Origin of the sequence: Pantoea trifolii, from assembly GCF_024506435.1 — a bacterium.
Lineage (GTDB): Bacteria > Pseudomonadota > Gammaproteobacteria > Enterobacterales > Enterobacteriaceae > Pantoea > Pantoea trifolii.
Map to the genome: position 1 here is coordinate 580536 of NZ_JANIET010000002.1, position 17717 is coordinate 598252.

The 17717-nt window shown below is 52.5% G+C and carries 17 protein-coding genes; 8 read left to right on the forward strand and 9 right to left on the reverse strand.

Translation table 11 applies throughout. The features are described 5' to 3' along the window. Nucleotides 1-39: 39 nt before the first annotated feature. Complete coding sequence (yajD, locus tag NQH49_RS22110; RefSeq protein WP_034460453.1) at nt 40-387, forward strand: HNH nuclease YajD; 348 nt, start codon at nt 40-42, stop codon at nt 385-387. A gap of 62 nt (nt 388-449) precedes the next feature. Here the strand turns inward: yajD and fliD are convergent, their stop codons facing one another. After that, nucleotides 450-1862, reverse strand: coding sequence for a flagellar filament capping protein FliD (gene fliD / locus NQH49_RS22115; RefSeq protein ID WP_256698870.1), 1413 nt, complete (start codon nt 1860-1862; stop codon nt 450-452). 303 nt (nt 1863-2165) lie between these two features. On the opposite strand from fliD, the gene licT reads away from it, so the two are divergent. Next, on the forward strand, nt 2166-3029 hold the full coding sequence (gene licT, locus NQH49_RS22120; RefSeq protein WP_256698871.1) for a BglG family transcription antiterminator LicT: 864 nt from the start codon (nt 2166-2168) through the stop codon (nt 3027-3029). A gap of 39 nt (nt 3030-3068) precedes the next feature. Here the strand turns inward: licT and NQH49_RS22125 are convergent, their stop codons facing one another. The 4 genes from NQH49_RS22125 to NQH49_RS22140 form a co-directional block, all read right to left on the reverse strand. Beyond that, a complete protein-coding gene (locus NQH49_RS22125) occupies nt 3069-4463 on the reverse strand; it encodes a glycoside hydrolase family 1 protein (protein WP_256698872.1) in 1395 nt (464 codons plus the stop codon). A 15-nt stretch (nt 4464-4478) separates the two neighbouring features. Continuing rightward, on the reverse strand, nt 4479-6347 hold the full coding sequence (gene bglF, locus NQH49_RS22130; protein WP_256698873.1) for a PTS beta-glucoside transporter subunit IIABC: 1869 nt from the start codon (nt 6345-6347) through the stop codon (nt 4479-4481). 263 nt (nt 6348-6610) lie between these two features. Next, the gene (locus NQH49_RS22135; protein WP_256699421.1) at nt 6611-7315 is read right to left on the reverse strand and encodes a YoaK family protein; all 705 of its coding nucleotides are present in this window, start codon (nt 7313-7315) and stop codon (nt 6611-6613) included. A 64-nt stretch (nt 7316-7379) separates the two neighbouring features. Beyond that, complete coding sequence (locus NQH49_RS22140) at nt 7380-8828, reverse strand: sugar porter family MFS transporter (protein WP_256698874.1); 1449 nt, start codon at nt 8826-8828, stop codon at nt 7380-7382. Between the two features lie 246 nt (nt 8829-9074). Between NQH49_RS22140 and NQH49_RS22145 the strand changes: the two genes are divergently transcribed. From NQH49_RS22145 to map, 3 genes are all read left to right on the forward strand, one after another. After that, a complete protein-coding gene (locus NQH49_RS22145) occupies nt 9075-9260 on the forward strand; it encodes a con-10 family general stress protein (protein WP_176972698.1) in 186 nt (61 codons plus the stop codon). A 111-nt stretch (nt 9261-9371) separates the two neighbouring features. After that, the gene (locus NQH49_RS22150) at nt 9372-9614 is read left to right on the forward strand and encodes a ParD-like family protein (RefSeq protein WP_008106304.1); all 243 of its coding nucleotides are present in this window, start codon (nt 9372-9374) and stop codon (nt 9612-9614) included. Then, the gene (gene map / locus NQH49_RS22155) at nt 9614-10396 is read left to right on the forward strand and encodes a type I methionyl aminopeptidase (RefSeq protein ID WP_256698875.1); all 783 of its coding nucleotides are present in this window, start codon (nt 9614-9616) and stop codon (nt 10394-10396) included. Before NQH49_RS22150 ends, map begins: the two co-directional genes overlap by 1 nt. A 46-nt stretch (nt 10397-10442) precedes the next feature. Here map and NQH49_RS22160 read toward each other — a convergent pair whose 3' ends face one another. Both NQH49_RS22160 and NQH49_RS22165 read right to left on the reverse strand, forming a co-directional pair. Next, nucleotides 10443-12008, reverse strand: coding sequence for a methyl-accepting chemotaxis protein (locus NQH49_RS22160; RefSeq protein ID WP_256698876.1), 1566 nt, complete (start codon nt 12006-12008; stop codon nt 10443-10445). 420 nt (nt 12009-12428) lie between these two features. Further along, complete coding sequence (locus tag NQH49_RS22165; RefSeq protein ID WP_256698878.1) at nt 12429-12923, reverse strand: DUF892 family protein; 495 nt, start codon at nt 12921-12923, stop codon at nt 12429-12431. Between the two features lie 424 nt (nt 12924-13347). Here NQH49_RS22165 and NQH49_RS22170 point away from each other — a divergent pair, with 424 nt between their 5' ends. After that, complete coding sequence (locus tag NQH49_RS22170; protein ID WP_256698879.1) at nt 13348-13551, forward strand: con-10 family general stress protein; 204 nt, start codon at nt 13348-13350, stop codon at nt 13549-13551. A gap of 548 nt (nt 13552-14099) precedes the next feature. After that, nucleotides 14100-14522 carry a hydroxyisourate hydrolase gene (uraH, locus tag NQH49_RS22175; protein ID WP_110867159.1) on the forward strand — a complete coding sequence of 141 codons (423 nt, stop codon included), beginning with the start codon at nt 14100-14102 and terminating at the stop codon, nt 14520-14522. A gap of 57 nt (nt 14523-14579) precedes the next feature. On the opposite strand, the gene NQH49_RS22180 is transcribed toward uraH, so the two are convergent. Continuing rightward, nucleotides 14580-15584, reverse strand: a complete 1005-nt coding sequence (locus NQH49_RS22180; RefSeq protein ID WP_256698881.1) for a helix-turn-helix domain-containing protein — start codon at nt 15582-15584, stop codon at nt 14580-14582. Between the two features lie 116 nt (nt 15585-15700). On the opposite strand from NQH49_RS22180, the gene NQH49_RS22185 reads away from it, so the two are divergent. Further along, nucleotides 15701-17167 carry an MFS transporter gene (locus NQH49_RS22185; protein WP_256698882.1) on the forward strand — a complete coding sequence of 489 codons (1467 nt, stop codon included), beginning with the start codon at nt 15701-15703 and terminating at the stop codon, nt 17165-17167. Here the strand turns inward: NQH49_RS22185 and NQH49_RS22190 are convergent, their stop codons facing one another. After that, the gene (locus NQH49_RS22190; protein ID WP_256698883.1) at nt 17168-17716 is read right to left on the reverse strand and encodes a pyridoxamine 5'-phosphate oxidase family protein; all 549 of its coding nucleotides are present in this window, start codon (nt 17714-17716) and stop codon (nt 17168-17170) included. It abuts the gene before it with no gap. Nucleotide 17717 lies beyond the last annotated feature (1 nt).

Below are 17717 nucleotides of genomic sequence, written 5' to 3' on the forward strand. Positions count from 1 at the left end.
ACATGGCACTTTATCTCTTTCTCACAGGCAACGTCGGCAATGGCTCTGATCCCTAAAAACTACACGCGGCTGGAAAGCGGCTATCGTGAAAAAGCATTAAAAATCTATCCGTGGGTATGCGGCCGCTGCTCGCGCGAATTTGTCTATTCCAATCTGCGCGAATTAACCGTTCATCACATCGATCACGATCACACCAATAATCCGGAAGATGGCAGTAACTGGGAGTTGTTGTGCCTGTATTGTCACGACCATGAACATTCGAAATACACCGAAGCGGATCAGTACGGTACAACGGTTGTGGCAGGAGAAGATGCGCAAAAAGATGTGGGTGAAGCCACCTATAATCCTTTTGCCGATTTGAAGTCGATGTTGAATAAGAAAAAGTAAGGTTTTTGTTTGAAATAGAGGTCGCCATAAATGGCGACCCTACGATGGCGACAGATCATTCCTTACTTATTAGTCTTAGTGCTATTACTGAACTGCTCGGTGAGATAGTTGCTGGTGTTATTCAGCACGCTAACCATTTTATCCAGATTGGTGAACTGCTTTTTATAGCGCGCAATAGTGTCATCGATACGTTTACTGGCGGTATTGTACTGATCGGTCAATGTATTCAGCTTCTTGCTGATGGTATCCGTTGCGCCCTGCAATACGCCTTTGCTGCTGAGGAACGTGGTGAAAGTGTTGTTCAGTACGGTCGAAACGCCGGTTTTCTTGCTATCGCCAACAAACATGTCGCGAATCGCTTCTGGCTTCACCTGCAAACTGGTGGTCAGTTTGGTCGCATCCAACTTAAGTTGCCCATTGGTGGGATCAGTGGTAATGCCCGCCTGCGATAACGTTTTGTAAACGCTGGAACCGGAAGTGTTCGCCAGAATGCTCTTCATCTGCACCTGAATGTTGCGCAGCGTGCCGTCGCCAATCAGCGCCCCATTCTTCCCGTCCGGATCTTTACCCGCATCCACCGGCGTGTATTTGGTCAAACTCGCCATCGTATCCTGCAGCGAGTTATAGGCATTTACCCAATCAGTAATGGCGGTTTTCGCCTTGTTGGTATCGCTGCTCACCGTCAGCGTCTGATTACCGCTGGTTTCATCGTTAAGCTTCAGCGTGATGCCTTCCACCGCGTCGGTGATCACGTTGCTGCTGCTCTCAATCGCCACATTATTAACAGTCAGCTTGGCGTTCTGCGCCTCGACGCTCTGCGTCATGCCGCTGCTGACAGCATTCGTCGCATCAAAGCCGATAAAGTCGTGCAAGGTATCATCGCCGGTCACGCTCAGCGATTTCACTGCATTGCCGGTGCCAGATGCAGAGGAAGTCAGTGACAAGCGGTATTCAGTGGCCGAGACCTTAATCAGGCTAGCGGTGACGCCAACGTCGGACTTGTTGATGGTGTCACGAATGGCAGAAAGCGAGGTCTGATCTTTGGTCAGCGTGATGCTCTTCTCTTTACCTTCGGCGGTGACAAATTTCAGGGTTCGGGAATCAGCATCGCTACCAATCGCCGCTTTGATATCGGTTTTGGCATCGCTGGTTAGCGTTTGCGATTGCGCCAGTTTCTGCACGCTTATGGTGTATTTGCCCGCCAACGCATTGCCGTTGGAATCGGCGCTAAACGCTGTTGAACTGGATGCTGTGGTCGTCGAGGTATACAGGGCGGCATCGTTTAATTTGTTGTTAGCCGTCTGGAAAGTCTGAATCGCGGTTTTGAGCGTACCGTAGGCGGACAACTTGGCGGTCGCCGCCGATTGTTGTTTGGAAATCGGTGCCAGCGATTGCTTTTCTGCCGCAGTCAGTTTGTCGAGGATGGTGCTTAAACCCAGTCCTGAACCGACGCCTAATGTTGAAATCCCAGTCATGAACGCAACTCCTGTTAATTTAACGTTACGGTACTATCGGCAGCCTTAACGCAAACTTTATAAAAATCTGATCATTTCCTTACGTTATCCTTACAAACATAAAAAGCCACGTCGTTAGCGCCCGATCACTGTTGATTAATCGCACTGGAAATATGATGCATTTCACATTTAACTGTCGCTGTGCTTGTCGGATAAGCACAGCCGATTATGATCTTGCGAGATTGTTACTGCGTTCAGCGCAGGCAAAACCTGACACGCCGTCCTCCCGGTGGGTCAGGTTTTTTATTTTCAGGGCAGATAAAAATGAAAATCGCGAAAATCCTCAACAACAATGTCGCGGTAGTGCTGGGCGACAACGGCAAAGAACAGGTTGTGATGGGACGTGGTTTGGCGTTTCAGAAGCGCGTCGGCGACGAACTGGATGCGCAGCAGATCGAAAAAGTGTTTGCGCTGCAAAGTGATACCTTGACAGGCCGGCTCAGCGAATTGCTGTCGGATATTCCGCTTGAGGTGATCACCACCAGCGAACTGATCATTGCCAATGCGCGTCAGCAGCTGGGTCAGCCGCTGCATGAAAGTCTCTCTATCGCGCTGTGCGATCACTGCCATTTTGCGATTGAGCGCCACCAGCAAGGCATCCCGATTCGTAACGTATTGAAGTGGGAAATCAAAACGCTCTATCCGAAAGAGTTTTCCCTCGGTATCGAAGCGCTGGCGCTGATTCACAAACGGCTTGGCGTGGAGTTACCCGAAGATGAGGCCGGATTTATCGCCCTGCATCTGGTGAATGCGCAGCTCGGCAGCGATTTCGCCGATGTATCGCACATCACGCAATTTATGCAAGAGATCCTGCATATCGTGAAGTATCGCCTTCAGCTGGATTACCGCACCGAGAGCTTGAGTTACAACCGCTTCGTCAACCACCTGAAGTTCTTTGCACAGCGCATGTTGGGCAAACGCGGCGTGTGGAGCGAGGATGAATCGCTGCATGATGTGGTGCGCGACAAATATCCGCTCGCCTATCAATGTGCAGAGAAGATCGATAAGCATATTCAGCAGAAATATCTGTATGAGCTCTCCAGCGAGGAGCGCATGTTCCTCACCATTCACATTGAGCGGGTACGCAAAGAGACGCTGGCGTTACAGGATGATGCGGACGAGGCGTAAACCAGGTGCGCATGATTGCGCACCCTTCAATCAACCCACTTACTTCAACGCTTCGCCATGGCTGCGAATCACGTCCTGATACCAGAAGAAGCTTTTCTTGCGTGAACGCGCCAGCGTACCGTTGCCCGCATCATCGCGATCCACGTAGATAAAGCCGTAACGTTTGGAGAACTCGGCTTTTGATGCGCTGACCAAATCGATCGGTCCCCAGCAGGTATAACCCAATACCTCCACGCCATCTTCAATCGCTTCACGCACCTGCACCAGATGATCGTTGAGATATTGAATACGGTAATCGTCGTTAATTTGCCCATCCTCTTCCACCACATCTTTGGCGCCAAGCCCGTTTTCCACGATAAACAGCGGCTTCTGATAGCGGTCATACAGGATGTTAAGCAGAATGCGCAGCCCTTCAGGATCGATCTGCCAACCCCAATCGGAGCTCGGCAGATGCGGGTTCGGCACCATCGAAAGAATGTTGCCGCGCGCTTTCTGGTTCTCTTCTTCATTGGTGGTGACGCAACCGGTCATGTAGTAGCTGAAGGAGATGTAATCGACAGTGTTTTGCAGGTCGCGCTTATCTTCTTCGGTCATTGCGATGCTGATGCCGCGATCGGCAAAGAAGCGTTTCATATAGGCCGGATACGCGCCGCGCACCTGCACATCGCCAAAGAAGAGCCATTCGCGGTTCTGCTGCAAGGTTTCCAACACGTCTGCCGGACGGCAGCTCAGCGGATAGAGCAGCGCGCCGAGCAGCATGTTGCCGATTTTGCCGTCCTGAACGATTTCGTGGCAGGCTTTCACCGCGCGACCGCTCGCCACCAGCTGATGATGAATCGCCTGATAGATCGCCTGCTGATCGCTCTCTTCCGCCAGACCCACGCCGGTAAACGGCGCGTGCAGCGACATGTTGATTTCATTAAAAGTCAGCCACAGTTTCACCTTGTGCTGGAAGCGGGTGAACACCGCGCGCGCATAGCGTTCAAAGCAATCGATGGTGATGCGATTGCCCCAGCCGCCGTACTTTTTGATCAAGCCATACGGCATTTCATAATGCGACAGCGTCACCAGCGGCGTGATGTTGTATTTGGCCATCTCATCGAACAGGCGATCGTAATAGGCTAATCCCGCTTCGTTAGGTTCCGCTTCATCACCCTGCGGGAAGATGCGCGTCCAGGCAATTGAGGTACGCAGCACGGTAAAGCCCATTTCGGCGAACAGTTTGATGTCCTCCGGGAAGCGGTTATAGAAATCGATGGCGGTATCTTTGATGCCAAAATCATCACCGCTGCGCTCGACGCGCGCACCGAAAATGCCTTTGGGTTGCAGGTCGGAGGTCGATAAACCTTTGCCGCCTTCCTGATACGCGCCTTCAACCTGGTTGGCGGCCACGGCGCCGCCCCATAAAAATCCGTCCGGGAAACGTTTAGTCATCTGTTTGCTCCTCAATTATTTCAGCACGGCCAACAACGGAGCGCCTTCGCTCACAGCCGTGCGGCTCAGGGTTAACACATCCACAAAATCATCGCTATTACTCACCAGCACCGGCGTGGTGAGGTCAAATCCTGCGGCTTTAATCGCATCGAGATCGAACTCCAGCAGCAGATCGCCCACTTTGACCGGCTGATCGTTGGCGACTTTAGACGAAAAATATTGTCCATCGAGCTTCACGGTATCGAGGCCAACGTGGATCAGCACTTCCGCGCCCTGCGCCGATGTCAGGCCAATCGCATGGCCGGTACGGAACATTGACGACACCACGCCATCGATCGGCGAAACCACGCGGCCCTGCTGCGGGATAATCGCTGCCCCTTTGCCGAGCAAACCGCTGGCAAAGGTTTCATCTTTAACTTGTTCCAGCGGAATGACGTCTCCCGCTATCGGACTGACCACACTTTCGCGGCGCGTCAGATTGCTGGGCGACGAAACCGGCGCGGGCGGCGCAACCACGTCGGCTGCAGGCTCGGTCAGACCGAACAGATAGGTGCTGACGCAGGCGAAAATCAGTGCCACCGCCGCACCGGCAAACGCCGCCAGTACGCTGGCATCAATGCCGCTGTTCGGCACCACCTGAATAAAGGTGAACACGCTCGGGAAACCAAAAGAGTAAATGGTGGTGTGCCAGAAGCCGAGGATTGCCGCGCCCAAGGCACCACCGACGCAACCGAAGATAAACGGACGTCGACGCGGCAGCGTCACGCCATACACCGCCGGTTCGGTGATGCCGAAGATGCTGGCGGTAAACGCCGATCCCGCCATCGCTTTGAGTTTCGCTTCGCGGGTTCGCAGGAAGATGCCCAGCGTCGCGCCCGCCTGACCCAACACCGCTGGCATCAGCAATGGCAGCAGCGTGTCGTGACCAAAGTTGGCGAGATTGTTCAGCATGATCGGCACCAATCCCCAGTGCAGACCGAAAATCACGCACACTTGCCAAATCGCGCCCATCACCGCGCCCGCAATCATTGGGCTCAGGCTGTAAATCCACAGATAGCCTTCGGCCAGCATGCGGCTCAGCCAGGTCGCCGCCGGACCAATCGCCAGGAACGTCAGCGGCACAGTGATCAACAAGCAGCACAACGGCGTAGTGAAGTTACGCACCGCGACAGGCGAGCGCGGATGCACCCAACGTTCAATCAGGCTGGAAACCCAGGCCGCGAAGATAATCGGAATCACTGATGAGCTGTAGTTCAGCACCTCGAGCGGGATGCCGATGAAGGTCAGTGCATTGCCCTGCTGCTGCTGTTGCAGCACCTCAAGAATCATCGGATGCACCAGTGCAGCGGCAATCGCCATGCTGACAAATGGATTACCGCCGAATTTTTTACCGGCGCTGTAACCGAGCAAAATGGGCAGGAAGTAGAACAATCCATCGCTGGCAACAAACAGCACTTTGTAACTGCCGCTGTCGGCGCTCATCACGCCGAGCACCAGCGCTAACGCCAGCAACCCTTTGATGATGCCGGTAGCGATCATCACGCCGATAAACGGGGTAAAGATGCCGGACACCAGATCGATAAAGCGTGCAAACAGGCCTTGCGGTACAGCGTTATCTACGTCCTCGCTCTGATTATCCAGCGCATGGCGCGCGGTGAGTTCGCGATACACTTCCGCCACCTGATTGCCAATCACCACCTGATATTGGCCACCGCTCTCAACCACCATGATCACGCCGGGATTGTCCTTTAACGCGGCGGTCTGCGCTTTTTGACTGTTTTTCAGCTTGAAGCGCAAACGCGTGGCGCAGTGCATCACACTGATGATGTTCTCTTTGCCGCCAACACCGCTAACGATGTCATCCGCCAGTTCCTGATATTGCATCACTCTTTCTCCTGAACAATGCCCTAATGCTCGCCAGTTAAGCGTCTATCGGTCACCATAAATGGCGACCCTACAAAGGATTGGCGTGTTTTTCGCGCAAAAAAAAACCTGAGACGCGCCCTCTTCAACTGAAAAAGGGCGCGTCTCAGGTTTTGCCTGCCGAACAGTAACAATCCTTAACGGGCGCTATCATGCTTACAGCGCGGAAAAAGTGGCAAGCAGTATTAGCGAACAACGTTGAGAAGTGTGAAGCGGGTCACCGATTAGAGGCGTTTGAGTGCCGTTAACGCCAGCACGCTAAGCAGCGCACCAATCACCATCAGCAGCAGATAACTCATCCACTGCAGCAGCAAAATCCCCAGCACGCCACCGCCCAAAAACGCCAGCACGGTGTAAAAATGCAGCTTTAGCCGCTCAATATAGAGTGGCGCATCCTTAGGAGATTCTTTGCGGCGCAGCACATCAAACAGCATTGCCAGCTCAATACCGATATCGGTCGCGGTGCCGGAAACGTGCGTGGTACGTACACGCGCGTTGGAGATGCGCGTCACCACCGCGTTTTGCAATCCCATCAAAAAACTCAGGCTAAGCACCAGCAGCACGCCGGATCCGCTAAAGCGGAACCCGCTTTCAATCACACCCAGCACCAGCAACGCGATGCCTTCAATCAGGATATTAATGGCGTAGATGCCGCGAATCTGGCGCCGTCTGCCGGAGTTGATAATCAGCGTTGAGACCGACGATCCGGCAATAAACAGCAATACGATGAGCAGAAAAAACAGGCCGACGTGCAGATTGGCTTTGGCCAGATGGTCGGAAAGTGAGGAGACATTGCCGGTCATGTTTGCCGAGAAGAAACCGACGGTTTCAAACGCTGCGGTGTTGAGTGCGCCCGCAACGGCGGCCAGCGTGCAGGCCAGGCGAATGTCGGTATTAAAGGTGCGCGTGTTCTCGGCGGTGATCAGCATGGGAAATCCTGGCCCGGGGAAAGAGGCGTATCTTCCTCCCGTAACCAGTAATTCTCAAGCGCCGTCAGGCGGTCTGTTGATCCTGCTCCTGCTCGCTAAACCGCTCACGCATTTCGTTTTCGATCTGCTCGAGCGATTTGCCTTTGGTCTCAGGCAGCATGGTGATCACAAAGATCAGCGAGCCGACGTTGATGGCCGCAAAGATAAAGAATGCGCCATTGCCGGTGGCGGACAGCAGAGGCGGGAAAGCAAACGCCACCGCCGCGTTACAGATCCACTGGAATGAAACCGCAGCGCCGGTCAGCACGCCACGCACTTTCATCGGGAACAGCTCGGACATCAGCAGCCAATACACCGGCGAAATGCACATCTGCATAAAGAACAGGAACATCAAAATCGCCGCCAGCGCGAAGATACTTTGCGTCATGTCTTGTGGCATCAGCAGCAGCACGCAGCCGAGCACCAGTTGCATGGCTATTACTACCGCCAAACCAGTCATCAGCATGGTGCGACGTCCAAAACGTCCCACCGCTTTGATGCCCACCATGGTTGCCAGCACCGAGACAATGCCGTTACCGATGGTCGCCGCAATCGACGCGTTGGTGCCCATGCCGGTGGTTTTCAGGATCACAGGTGTGTAGTACATAAAGGCGTTCACGCCGGTGAACTGGATAACAATGCCCAGCCCCGCGCCCACCAGCAACAAGCGAAGAATCCATTTCTCTTGCAGCAGTTCACGTGCCGAAGGCCCCTGACGCGCCGCCTTGGCGTGCTGGCGCATCTCTGTCATCTCCTTTTTTACTTCACGCGGTGTTTCACGCAGTTTGTGCAGGATACGACTCGCTTCTTTGATGCGCCCTTCCGCCACCATCCAATGCGGCGAGGCCGGCACAAAGAAGGTGCCGATAAACAGCAAGGCGCCGGGAATCATTGCCATCGCCAGCATGTAGCGCCATAGATGCGGATCGTTAAGCGTGAAACTCATCACCGCGCTGACCACATACGCCAGCAGCTGACCGGAAACAATCATCAGCTCGTTGCGGCTCACCAGCGGCGCACGACGTTTGGGTCCGGCGATTTCGGCAATAAACACCGGCACGGTTGAGGAACCACCACCTACCGCAATCCCCAGCAGAAAACGCATCGCCACCATCACGTGCAGGTTCGGCGCTAACGCGGTACCAATCGCGCCCAGCACAAAGATCAGTGCCAGAGAACGCAGCGTGATACGACGACCAAAGCGGTCGGAGAAATAGCCACTGAGAAAAGCACCCAGTGCGGCACCGAAGATCAGGGATGAAGTGACTAAACCTTCGGTGAACGGTGTGAGGTCAAGACCGCCCTGATCAGGTGGTAAAGTCATAAACGGCAAGGCACCGGAGATAATCCCGGTGTCATAACCAAAGGCCAACGCGCCCATGGTCGCCACCAGTACCACAAAGAAGATGCGCTGTTTGACGGTGAGATTGCTTAGCGCTGAATCGTCGTCACTGTTTTGCTGCGATGTGTCCATTCCTGTTCCCTGCATATTTAACGCGCCCTCTAGCGCAAAGGTTGAAACCCAAAAGGCAGAAGTATAGTCAGGAATTGTAAAATGTGACGGAGGTCACGGTTAAATCGACAAACATTCAAACATTTATTTCATGATCTCTTTCAATGATCGTCATTGCCGCTCTGGCTTTCGCACAACGGCGTACTACTATTTCAGCGTGACTAGCTAGTCCTCAAATCTAACGGAACATTGATAAGAGGTCTTCCTATGAACAAACAGAGCTACAGAGGCGGCGCAGGGAATTTTGCCAACGATCCAGAACGTGCGAAAGAAGCTGGCAGAGCGGGAGGCAAAGCCAGTGGAGGCAATTTCAGAAACGATCCTGAAAGAGCCGTTGAAGCGGGACGGAAAGGAGGCAAGATTAGCCGTCGTCCTCCAACAAAGTCTGAGTAAGGCGCCTTAGGATTTTTCATGCCATGGATTGGCTTTACTTCTCTTTTGCATATCACCTCCCAAAACGGTAGCCTATATACATATCGCATACATTTCATATATAGGCTTATCATGGGCATCGTAAAAATCTCCGACCTGATGCATGAGAATCTGCGCATCGCCAGCACGGCGATGAGCCGATCCATCAATGCGCAGGCAGAACACTGGATGAAGATCGGCATGCTGGCCGAGATTTACCCGTCACTCAATCATCAGGAATTGACGCGCTTGCTGATGCGCGTTGAACGCGACAGCGGCGCGGATTTAGCGCAACTGCTTGACCATCCTTTATTCACCTCGCAGGGAATCGCGTAATGAGCATCAAACTGCATACCGCTGAAGAGATCGAACTGGCGCGTGCCGCCGGACATGCCGCCGCTAAAGTGCTGGAGATCATCACGCCATACGTCAAACCGGGCGTTACCACCGATGAACTGGACGCGATTTGTCATGATTACGTGGTAAACGTGCTGAAAGTGATCCCAGCGAATATCGGTTATCACGGCTACAGCAAAACGACCTGTACCTCAGTAAACCACGTGGTGTGTCACGGCATTCCGGGCGAGAAAAAGCTCAGGGATGGTGACATCGTTAATATTGATGTCGGCATTATCAAAGATGGCTGGTACGGCGATACCAGCCGCATGTATTACGTCGGTCAGCCTTCGGTGCGTGCCAAACGTTTAGTGGATATCACCTACGAATCGATGGTTGCGGGTATCAACGTGGTGAAACCGGGCGCGACATTAGGCGATATCGGCGCGGCAATTCAGCAAGTGGCGGAAAAAGCCGGTTTCTCGGTAGTGCGTGAGTATTGCGGTCACGGCGTTGGCGAGGTGTATCACGGCGATCCGCAGATTCTGCATTACGGCACGCCGGGTGAGGGATTGGAATTGCAAGCGGGTATGATTTTCACCATCGAACCGATGATCAACGCGGGCAAAGCCGGCACCAGCGTGCTATCCGATGGCTGGACGGTAGTCACAAAGGACCGCTCGCTGTCGGCGCAGTGGGAACATACCATCGCAGTGACCGAAACCGGATTTGATTTGCTGACGCCGTGGCCAGAAGGTACCGGCGCATATCAGGCTATCTAATGATAGGAGATCCAGAACGTGAAGAACGTTCTGGATCCACATCGCCTTAAGCGGTTTGACGCAGCGTAAACACACTCACACTATTCACCATATTTGCCGCCTGCTCACTCAGCATTGCCGATGCCGCCAGCGATTGCTCCACCAGCGACGCATTCTGCTGTGTGGTGATATCAATCTGGCTAATCGCAGTGTTGATCTGGCTGATGCCGTCGGCCTGCTCGGTGCTGGCCTGATTAATCTGCACCAGCAGCTCTTTCATCTCGGCGACATTCGACATCATGCCGTTCATCAGCTTATTGGCATCCGTCACCATATCGCGACCATCGGCAATGCGCGTGGAGGACTCCTCAATTAAATTGCGGATCTCATGCGACGAGGTGGCGGTTTTCTGTGCCAGCGCGCGCACTTCTTGCGCCACCACGGCAAAACCACGACCGTGTTCACCGGCGCGTGCGGCTTCCACCGCAGCATTCAACGCCAGAATATTGGTCTGGAAAGCAATTGAATCGATCAGGTTAATGATGTCCGCCATGCGGCTGGCAGAATCGTTGATCTCGGCCATTTTGGTCGCAACGTTATCCATCATGCTGGCATTGCGTCCCACCGTGCTTTCCGCTTTGGCGGAGAGATCGGCGGCAACGTGGGTATTATTTCGCGTGTTGCTGATGGTGGCGCTGAATTCCTCCACCGAGGCCGCCGTTTGTTCCACCGAGCTAGCCTGCTCTTCCGTGCGGGCGGCAAGGTCGTTGGTGCCCGACATGATTTCGCTGGCGCCGCCAGATATCTGTTCAGCGCTAATGCGAATATGGCTGACAATCTCTGACATTTTCTCCTGCATCTGCTGAATGGCATTAATTAACTGCCCCATTTCATCTTTGCGCTGTTCATAAAAATCGGAGCTGAGATCGCCATCCGCTACGCGGCCTAGAAACGCAATAACTTTTTTCAAAGGCACAGTAATGGAACGGATAATAATCCAGCCAATTAATGCAGAAACCAAAATAGCCACCACAAAAATAATCAGCATGGAGATTTTGGTCTTACTGTATGACGCCATAAAATTATTGTAAGAGCCATTCATTTGCTGCTCTTGCAGATTAATGAAACCCTCAACCTCATTGATATAATCTCTTTGCGCCGTGGCAAGGGTAGAAAAATAGAAATCCACCGCTTTTGTCACATCACTATTCACTAACGCGAAGAAAGCATTTCGCTCCTTCAGAAAGTCAGCCCGCTTCAATTCAACGCGCTTAAGAAAAGCAATAGATTCTTCATCCGTTGCCAGCGCACCTAATTGCTTATAGGTTTCGCTGATCTTTTTCGATGCTTCCTGAAGATTGCTTTGAATGGTCGCTCTGCGCTGCGCATCAATGGGACTTAGCAGCAGTGCTTGCTGCTGCACCGTCACGTTGATTTCATCAATCAACTGGTTGCCCAATGCGATGGTCGGATAATCATCCTTCATCATGCCATTGACGCCGGTTTCCGCTAAGAACAGCGAATTTAATCCGAGCAACGCCACCAACATTAGCATCGCAATATTCAGCACAGAGGATATGGTAAGTTTGGTTCGCAACTTTACATTACGCGAAAATCTTTGAACTACGTCCATTTAGAAACCTCAATGATTTTGATTGAAAAGGTGTGAAGACAATGGTGTTGTTTTAAAAATGGAAGAGGCTCCGAAAATTAATCGGCAGCATCCCTACTGTTATCGTCAGCTATTTCATTAACATTAGAGACGCAGGTACATCAAACTGGCTATGTGCAGATAGTTATTGATTTGAAAACGATTTCATTGATCAGTTTTATTTAATGATGGCGATATACATAAAATCACCAGGCTGATTTTTTTGCTTAATTTACAAGAAAGGATTTCGCAGACCTTACGGATAGTGAATAAATGTTCTTATTTTTCCCAGTTACCGCAATTTGACTCAAAGAAAAATGATCATTTATCTTCAATATATACGCATAAATGCAAAATGACGTGGTCAGCAGATACAGGCTGCTGACCGTCCGCACTCATTCGTCAAACTGCCGCTTCCGCGCTCTGCAAAATCGCTTCATTCGCTACATCCGGCAACTGATGCAGTAGCCAATCCGCCATTTGGATTTCATCTTGCAGGATAAGCTGGAAAGTCTTTATGCCTTTACTGTCCGCCGCCTGCTGCGCTGCGGCCAGCAATGCGGTGTAGGTGGCTACTTTATAGTTACAGAACACATAGCTGCTCACTGCAATACGCACGCCCTCTTCATCACGCAACATATCACTGGCGGCTTGCCCCACCGCCGACATGCGTCCCAACGCCTCTTTGAGCGCCGACCAGTTGCTATCATAGCGCTTCAAAACCTCCTTCACCTGTTGTTGCTGTTCACAGGTTTGCTGCGTGTATTGCTTCATGCGCGCCTGCAAAAGGGGAAAATCCTCCAGCCTTAGCGTCGCGGCCTGCAGCAAAGACTCTGCGTGTTTTTCCATGGCGTGCGCATCGCGTAACCAGTCCAGATACACAAATTCCTTGGTCATTAATTTGCTCCGGTAGTGAGAAGAACATCGACAGTTAGCTGCCTGATGGGTATGACATCAGCTCATTTAGCGTGAATAAATAAAATAAGCGAAGCGTTAATTAGGCTAAATAAGGAGATTAATTAAACCTAGCAAGCAAGTGGGAAGCTGCAAGTATTGCATAAAGGAATTGCGATTTACTTTACAAGTAAAGTCTCTTACCGCTTCGCTTATTAACGACTCAAAGAAGCTTTCTTTTTGACTTTAAAAAACTCAAGATCATAACTAATGATAGTTACATTTAGAGACAATCAAAAATTTAGCTGGAAGTTACACAAGCAAGCCTCTTAGAATTAAGACTTAAGATAAACCCAGGCTTGAAACTGGTAAAAATGGCACTACATTTATTTTGCATCAAATTGGTATTTAACAGAGAGGAGAACCAATGACGGACGCTAAGCAGCAACCCGATGAGGAAGAAAAAAAGACGCAACGTCGTGGTGGTGCAGGCAACTTCGCAGAGAATAAGGAACGTGCAGCTGAGGCTGGACGCAAGGGTGGTCAGGCGAGCGGCGGCAACTTCAAGAATGACCCGGAGCGTGCCATTGAAGCAGGAAGAAAAGGAGGCAAGATCAGCCGACGCAAATAACAGTCTTCTTAAAAGAATAAACCTTTAACGGTATTCACTTCTGCACAACACTCTCCTGATACTGTATTTACGCTTCGCTTAATTACAGCTGCATCGATCTCAGGAGAGTTATTTTTTGCAAAAAAACGGATATTTGATTGTTTCTTGATCAATCTCAACTTATTTACCGCTTCGCTTATCATGGTTTTACCCTTCGCTTATTAGCCAATAAATTACATTTGCAGGCTAATAATAAATCACGGACTAAACGTTATATTTGTACACTGTCTAAAGGCTGGTACAACTTTCGAAGGATTATTCTTACAGGTCACTAAGAATAATCATGAAGAGGTTATCGAAGCGGTAAAACAGGAAACCGAAACACACAATCGTTCCGGAGGTCGCCATTTATGGTGACCAGGTGCGCATGAATGCGCTCCTTCGATGACAGCACGCACTTAACTCATTTTTTGATCTCAGAAATTTCACATTTAGTCGTATCGATTTTTATTTTGTTGTCGCAGAACCTAGGATTGCAGCACATTCACCTGCTAAATATGGATATCTTAATGAAGACTCTTTTTACCTCAGCCAGTGCCATCCTGATTGCGACCAGCCTGTCAGCAGGAGCTGCACAACCCGCCGCACCAAAAAATCCTCTCAGCGTACATGTATTGAACCTGCAGACAGGCTCACCAACAGCGGGTATTGAGGTTGAACTCGATCAGAAACAAAATAATAACTGGGTGAAATTAGCCAGCGGCAAAACCGACAGCAACGGCAGAATCAGCGCGCTGTTCCCGGAAGATAAAACCGCCAGCGCAGGCAGCTATCGCGTGGTGTTCAAAACCGGTGACTATTACAAAATGAACAATCAGAAGACCTTCTTCCCGGAGATTCCGGTGGAGTTCAATATGGAAAGCAACGGAGAGCACTACCATATTCCGCTGCTGTTGAGTCCGTTTGGTTATTCGACTTATCGCGGAAATTAAGTTCAAAACGGTCGCCATGAATGGCGACCCTACAGGTTTTCGGCGCACCTGGCTTAATTAAAGCGCCATCCCCCTTTCATTGAATGCCTTGCGCCAATGCGTTGGCGTGGTATTCAAGCGCTGTCTGAAGTGATGCCGCAAGGTTTCCGGCGATCCAAATCCCGCCTGCTCGGCAACCTGGTCAATGCTCAGCTTGCCGCTCTCCAGCAGTGCGCAGGCTTTTTCCAGCCGCACGCTCAACATCCACTCTCCCGGCGTGGTGCCGGTGGCGTCATGGAAGCGGCGTAAAAATGTGCGGCGGCTCATGCCGGCTTGCCTGGCGAGCTGATCAATCACCAGCGGCGTATTGAGGTGATTGCGTAAATCATCAAGCAGCGGCGAGAGATTTTTTGCCGCACGCTGCGGCACCGGCTGCTGGATCAGCTGCGCCTGATTCCCTTCACGTAGCGGCGGCGTCACCATACGGCGCGCGGTGCGGTTTGCCACTTCAATGCCATAATCGCGACGAATCAGATGCAGACACAAATCCACGCCCGCTGCGCCGCCCGCTGACGTAATAATGCTGCCCTCATCGACATAAATCATGCCGTGTTCAACCTGCACCTGAGGGAAGCGCTGCGCCAGTATTTCGGTGCTGTTCCAGTGTGCGGTAGCGCGTTTACCATCCAGCAAACCGGCAGCGCCCAACACGAAACTGCCTGCGCAGATCGAAACGATACGCGTGCCGTTGCGGTGTACTTTTTGTAATGCAGCGATAAGCGCATCCGATGCCGGTTCATGCACGCTGCGCCAGCCGGGAATCACGATGGTGCCCGCCTCGTCCAGCAGCTCAAGTCCGCCGTCGACCACCAAACGCACGCCGCCTTGCGCGCCGAATACGCCCTCCTCCACCGACGCCACGCTCAAATCATATAAAGGCTGGCCGAACGCGTCATCGACGCGCCCAAAAGCCTCAACTGCCGTGCCGAATTCAAAGGTACACAGGCATTCATACGCCAGCAAAACCATGCGGCGGTTAAACGGTGCAGGCGAACGGGCATGTAACGGAGCAATCATTTGCATTAAGGGTCACCGGAGAATTTGGCACGATCTTGACGATATATGGCATGCGGGCGGATTTCCACTGTCACGCCAATCTTTCATGCTGGCACGCTCTTAACGTATCGCAGGGAATGAGTATGAAAAACATGTTGGCGCTGATGGCGGTTTGTCTGGCCGCACTGATGTCGGGCCTGGAGATATCCAGCGTACCGGTGATTTTGCCAGTGCTGGAAAAAGAGATGCACACCAGTTTTCGCGAACTGCAGTGGATCATGAACGCCTACACGCTGGCTTGCACCGCCGTGTTAATGGCAACCGGCACGCTGGCAGACACTTATGGACGCAAACGTATTTTCATCATCAGCATTATCGCCTTCGGCGTGACGTCGGTGATGTGCGGGCTGGCGGGCAATGCATGGTGGCTGATCGTCGGACGTTTGCTGCAAGGATTAAGCGGTGGCGCGATGTTAACCTGCCTGATCGCCATTTTGTCATTCCAGTTTCCACAGGGAAAAGCGCGCAGTCGAGCGTTCGCCGCGTGGGGCATTACCTTTGGCTTTGGGCTGGGATTCGGGCCAATCATCGGCGGCATGCTGGTCGCCTGGTTTAGCTGGCAATGGGTGTTTTTGGTGCACGGCTTTATCGCCCTGCTGACGCTGATCCTCGCGCTGAAAAATGTGGTGGAATCACGTGATTCTGAAGCCAAAAAGCTCGATCTCGGCGGCCTGATCACCTTATCACTCAGCGTGGTCGGCGCAACCTACCTCATCACGCAGGGCAGCAGCCTCGGCTGGAGCAGCCTGGCAGCACAGCTTATTTTGCTGGTTACGCTGCTCAGCGCGCTGCTGTTTGTCTGGGTTGAGAAGCGTCATTCACACCCGATGTTTGATTTCTCGGTGTTCCGCATCCGCGCCTTTTCCGGTGCGCTGATGGGCTCGATTGGCATGAACTTCAGCTTCTGGCCGCTGATGATTTATCTGCCGGTCTATTATCAGAGCGGGCTTGGCTACAGCAGCATGGCAACCGGTTTGGCGCTACTAGCTTACACCTTGCCGACCTTACTGATGCCGCCGCTTGGCGAGAAGTTGGTGGTGCGCTTTGGCGCGGCGCGCATGATCCCGCTGGGATTATTCACCATCGGCGCGGGCTTTATGCTAATGAAGTTCGCCGTCGCGCAGCAGATGAGTTTACTGCCGGGCGCACTGCTCTCGGGTATCGCGCTTGGGTTGACCAACACGCCCGTCACCAACACCACAACCGCATCGGTGCCGGGAAATCGCGTTGGCATGGCGTCTGGCATCGATATCAGCGCGCGCCTGATTACGCTTGCCATCAATATCGCGCTAATGGGCAGCTTGCTGGTGGCGGGCATCGCGGCAAGTCTGCAACGCCTTATGCCGGGACAAAGTAGTGTGTATGCGCTGGCCGAGCACATCGCCGGCGGCGGCGAGGTTTCACTGACCCACGCTATTGCCGCGCAGGTGCTAACCGACGGATTTTCCGGCGTGCTGTTGTATGGCGCGGCAGGCGTGTGGGGATTGGCGCTGGCGAGTTATCTGCTGTTTAACCTCCGTCGCAAGGCGCAGGAACAATGTACGCCTTAGCTACGGATTAACCCATTTGCTGTTGGTGAGCGCTCCGTCTGAGCGGTAACTCAGTAACGCTCTTTGATTGTTTTCGCGCGCCAGCAGGCACCAATCCAGTTGGGTAATTTGGATGATCAAGACGCCGAAATTATCCTCGGCGTTACTGACATCGTTGGATTGGTTGTCAATGTCACTTCCCGGCGCAGCGCCAGCATAGGTTTGCTGCGTCCGGTGCGATAATCGTTGCCACGCCGCTGCAGCTAGTGCGCTGTATGCGGCGTGCAGCTCGACCGTGCCCTGCAACCGCAGCTGGGTTTTCGCGCTGTAACCCAAAACCGTAACCTCTGGATTCACCGCCAGCGCCTGCCATTTCGGGCTGCGCATATCGGTGTGGAATTCCAGCGTGCGTTTTTCACGGTCAACGGCGCGCAGCACCAGCGTTCTTGCCTGCGGCTTGCCTTGTAGATCAACGGATGCGAGCGTTAAGAAGTGAAACCCGGAATCAGGCTCGCGTGCGCCGGTTTCCAGTTGTTGCCAGCAAGCGGTATCAATCTCGCACAATGACATC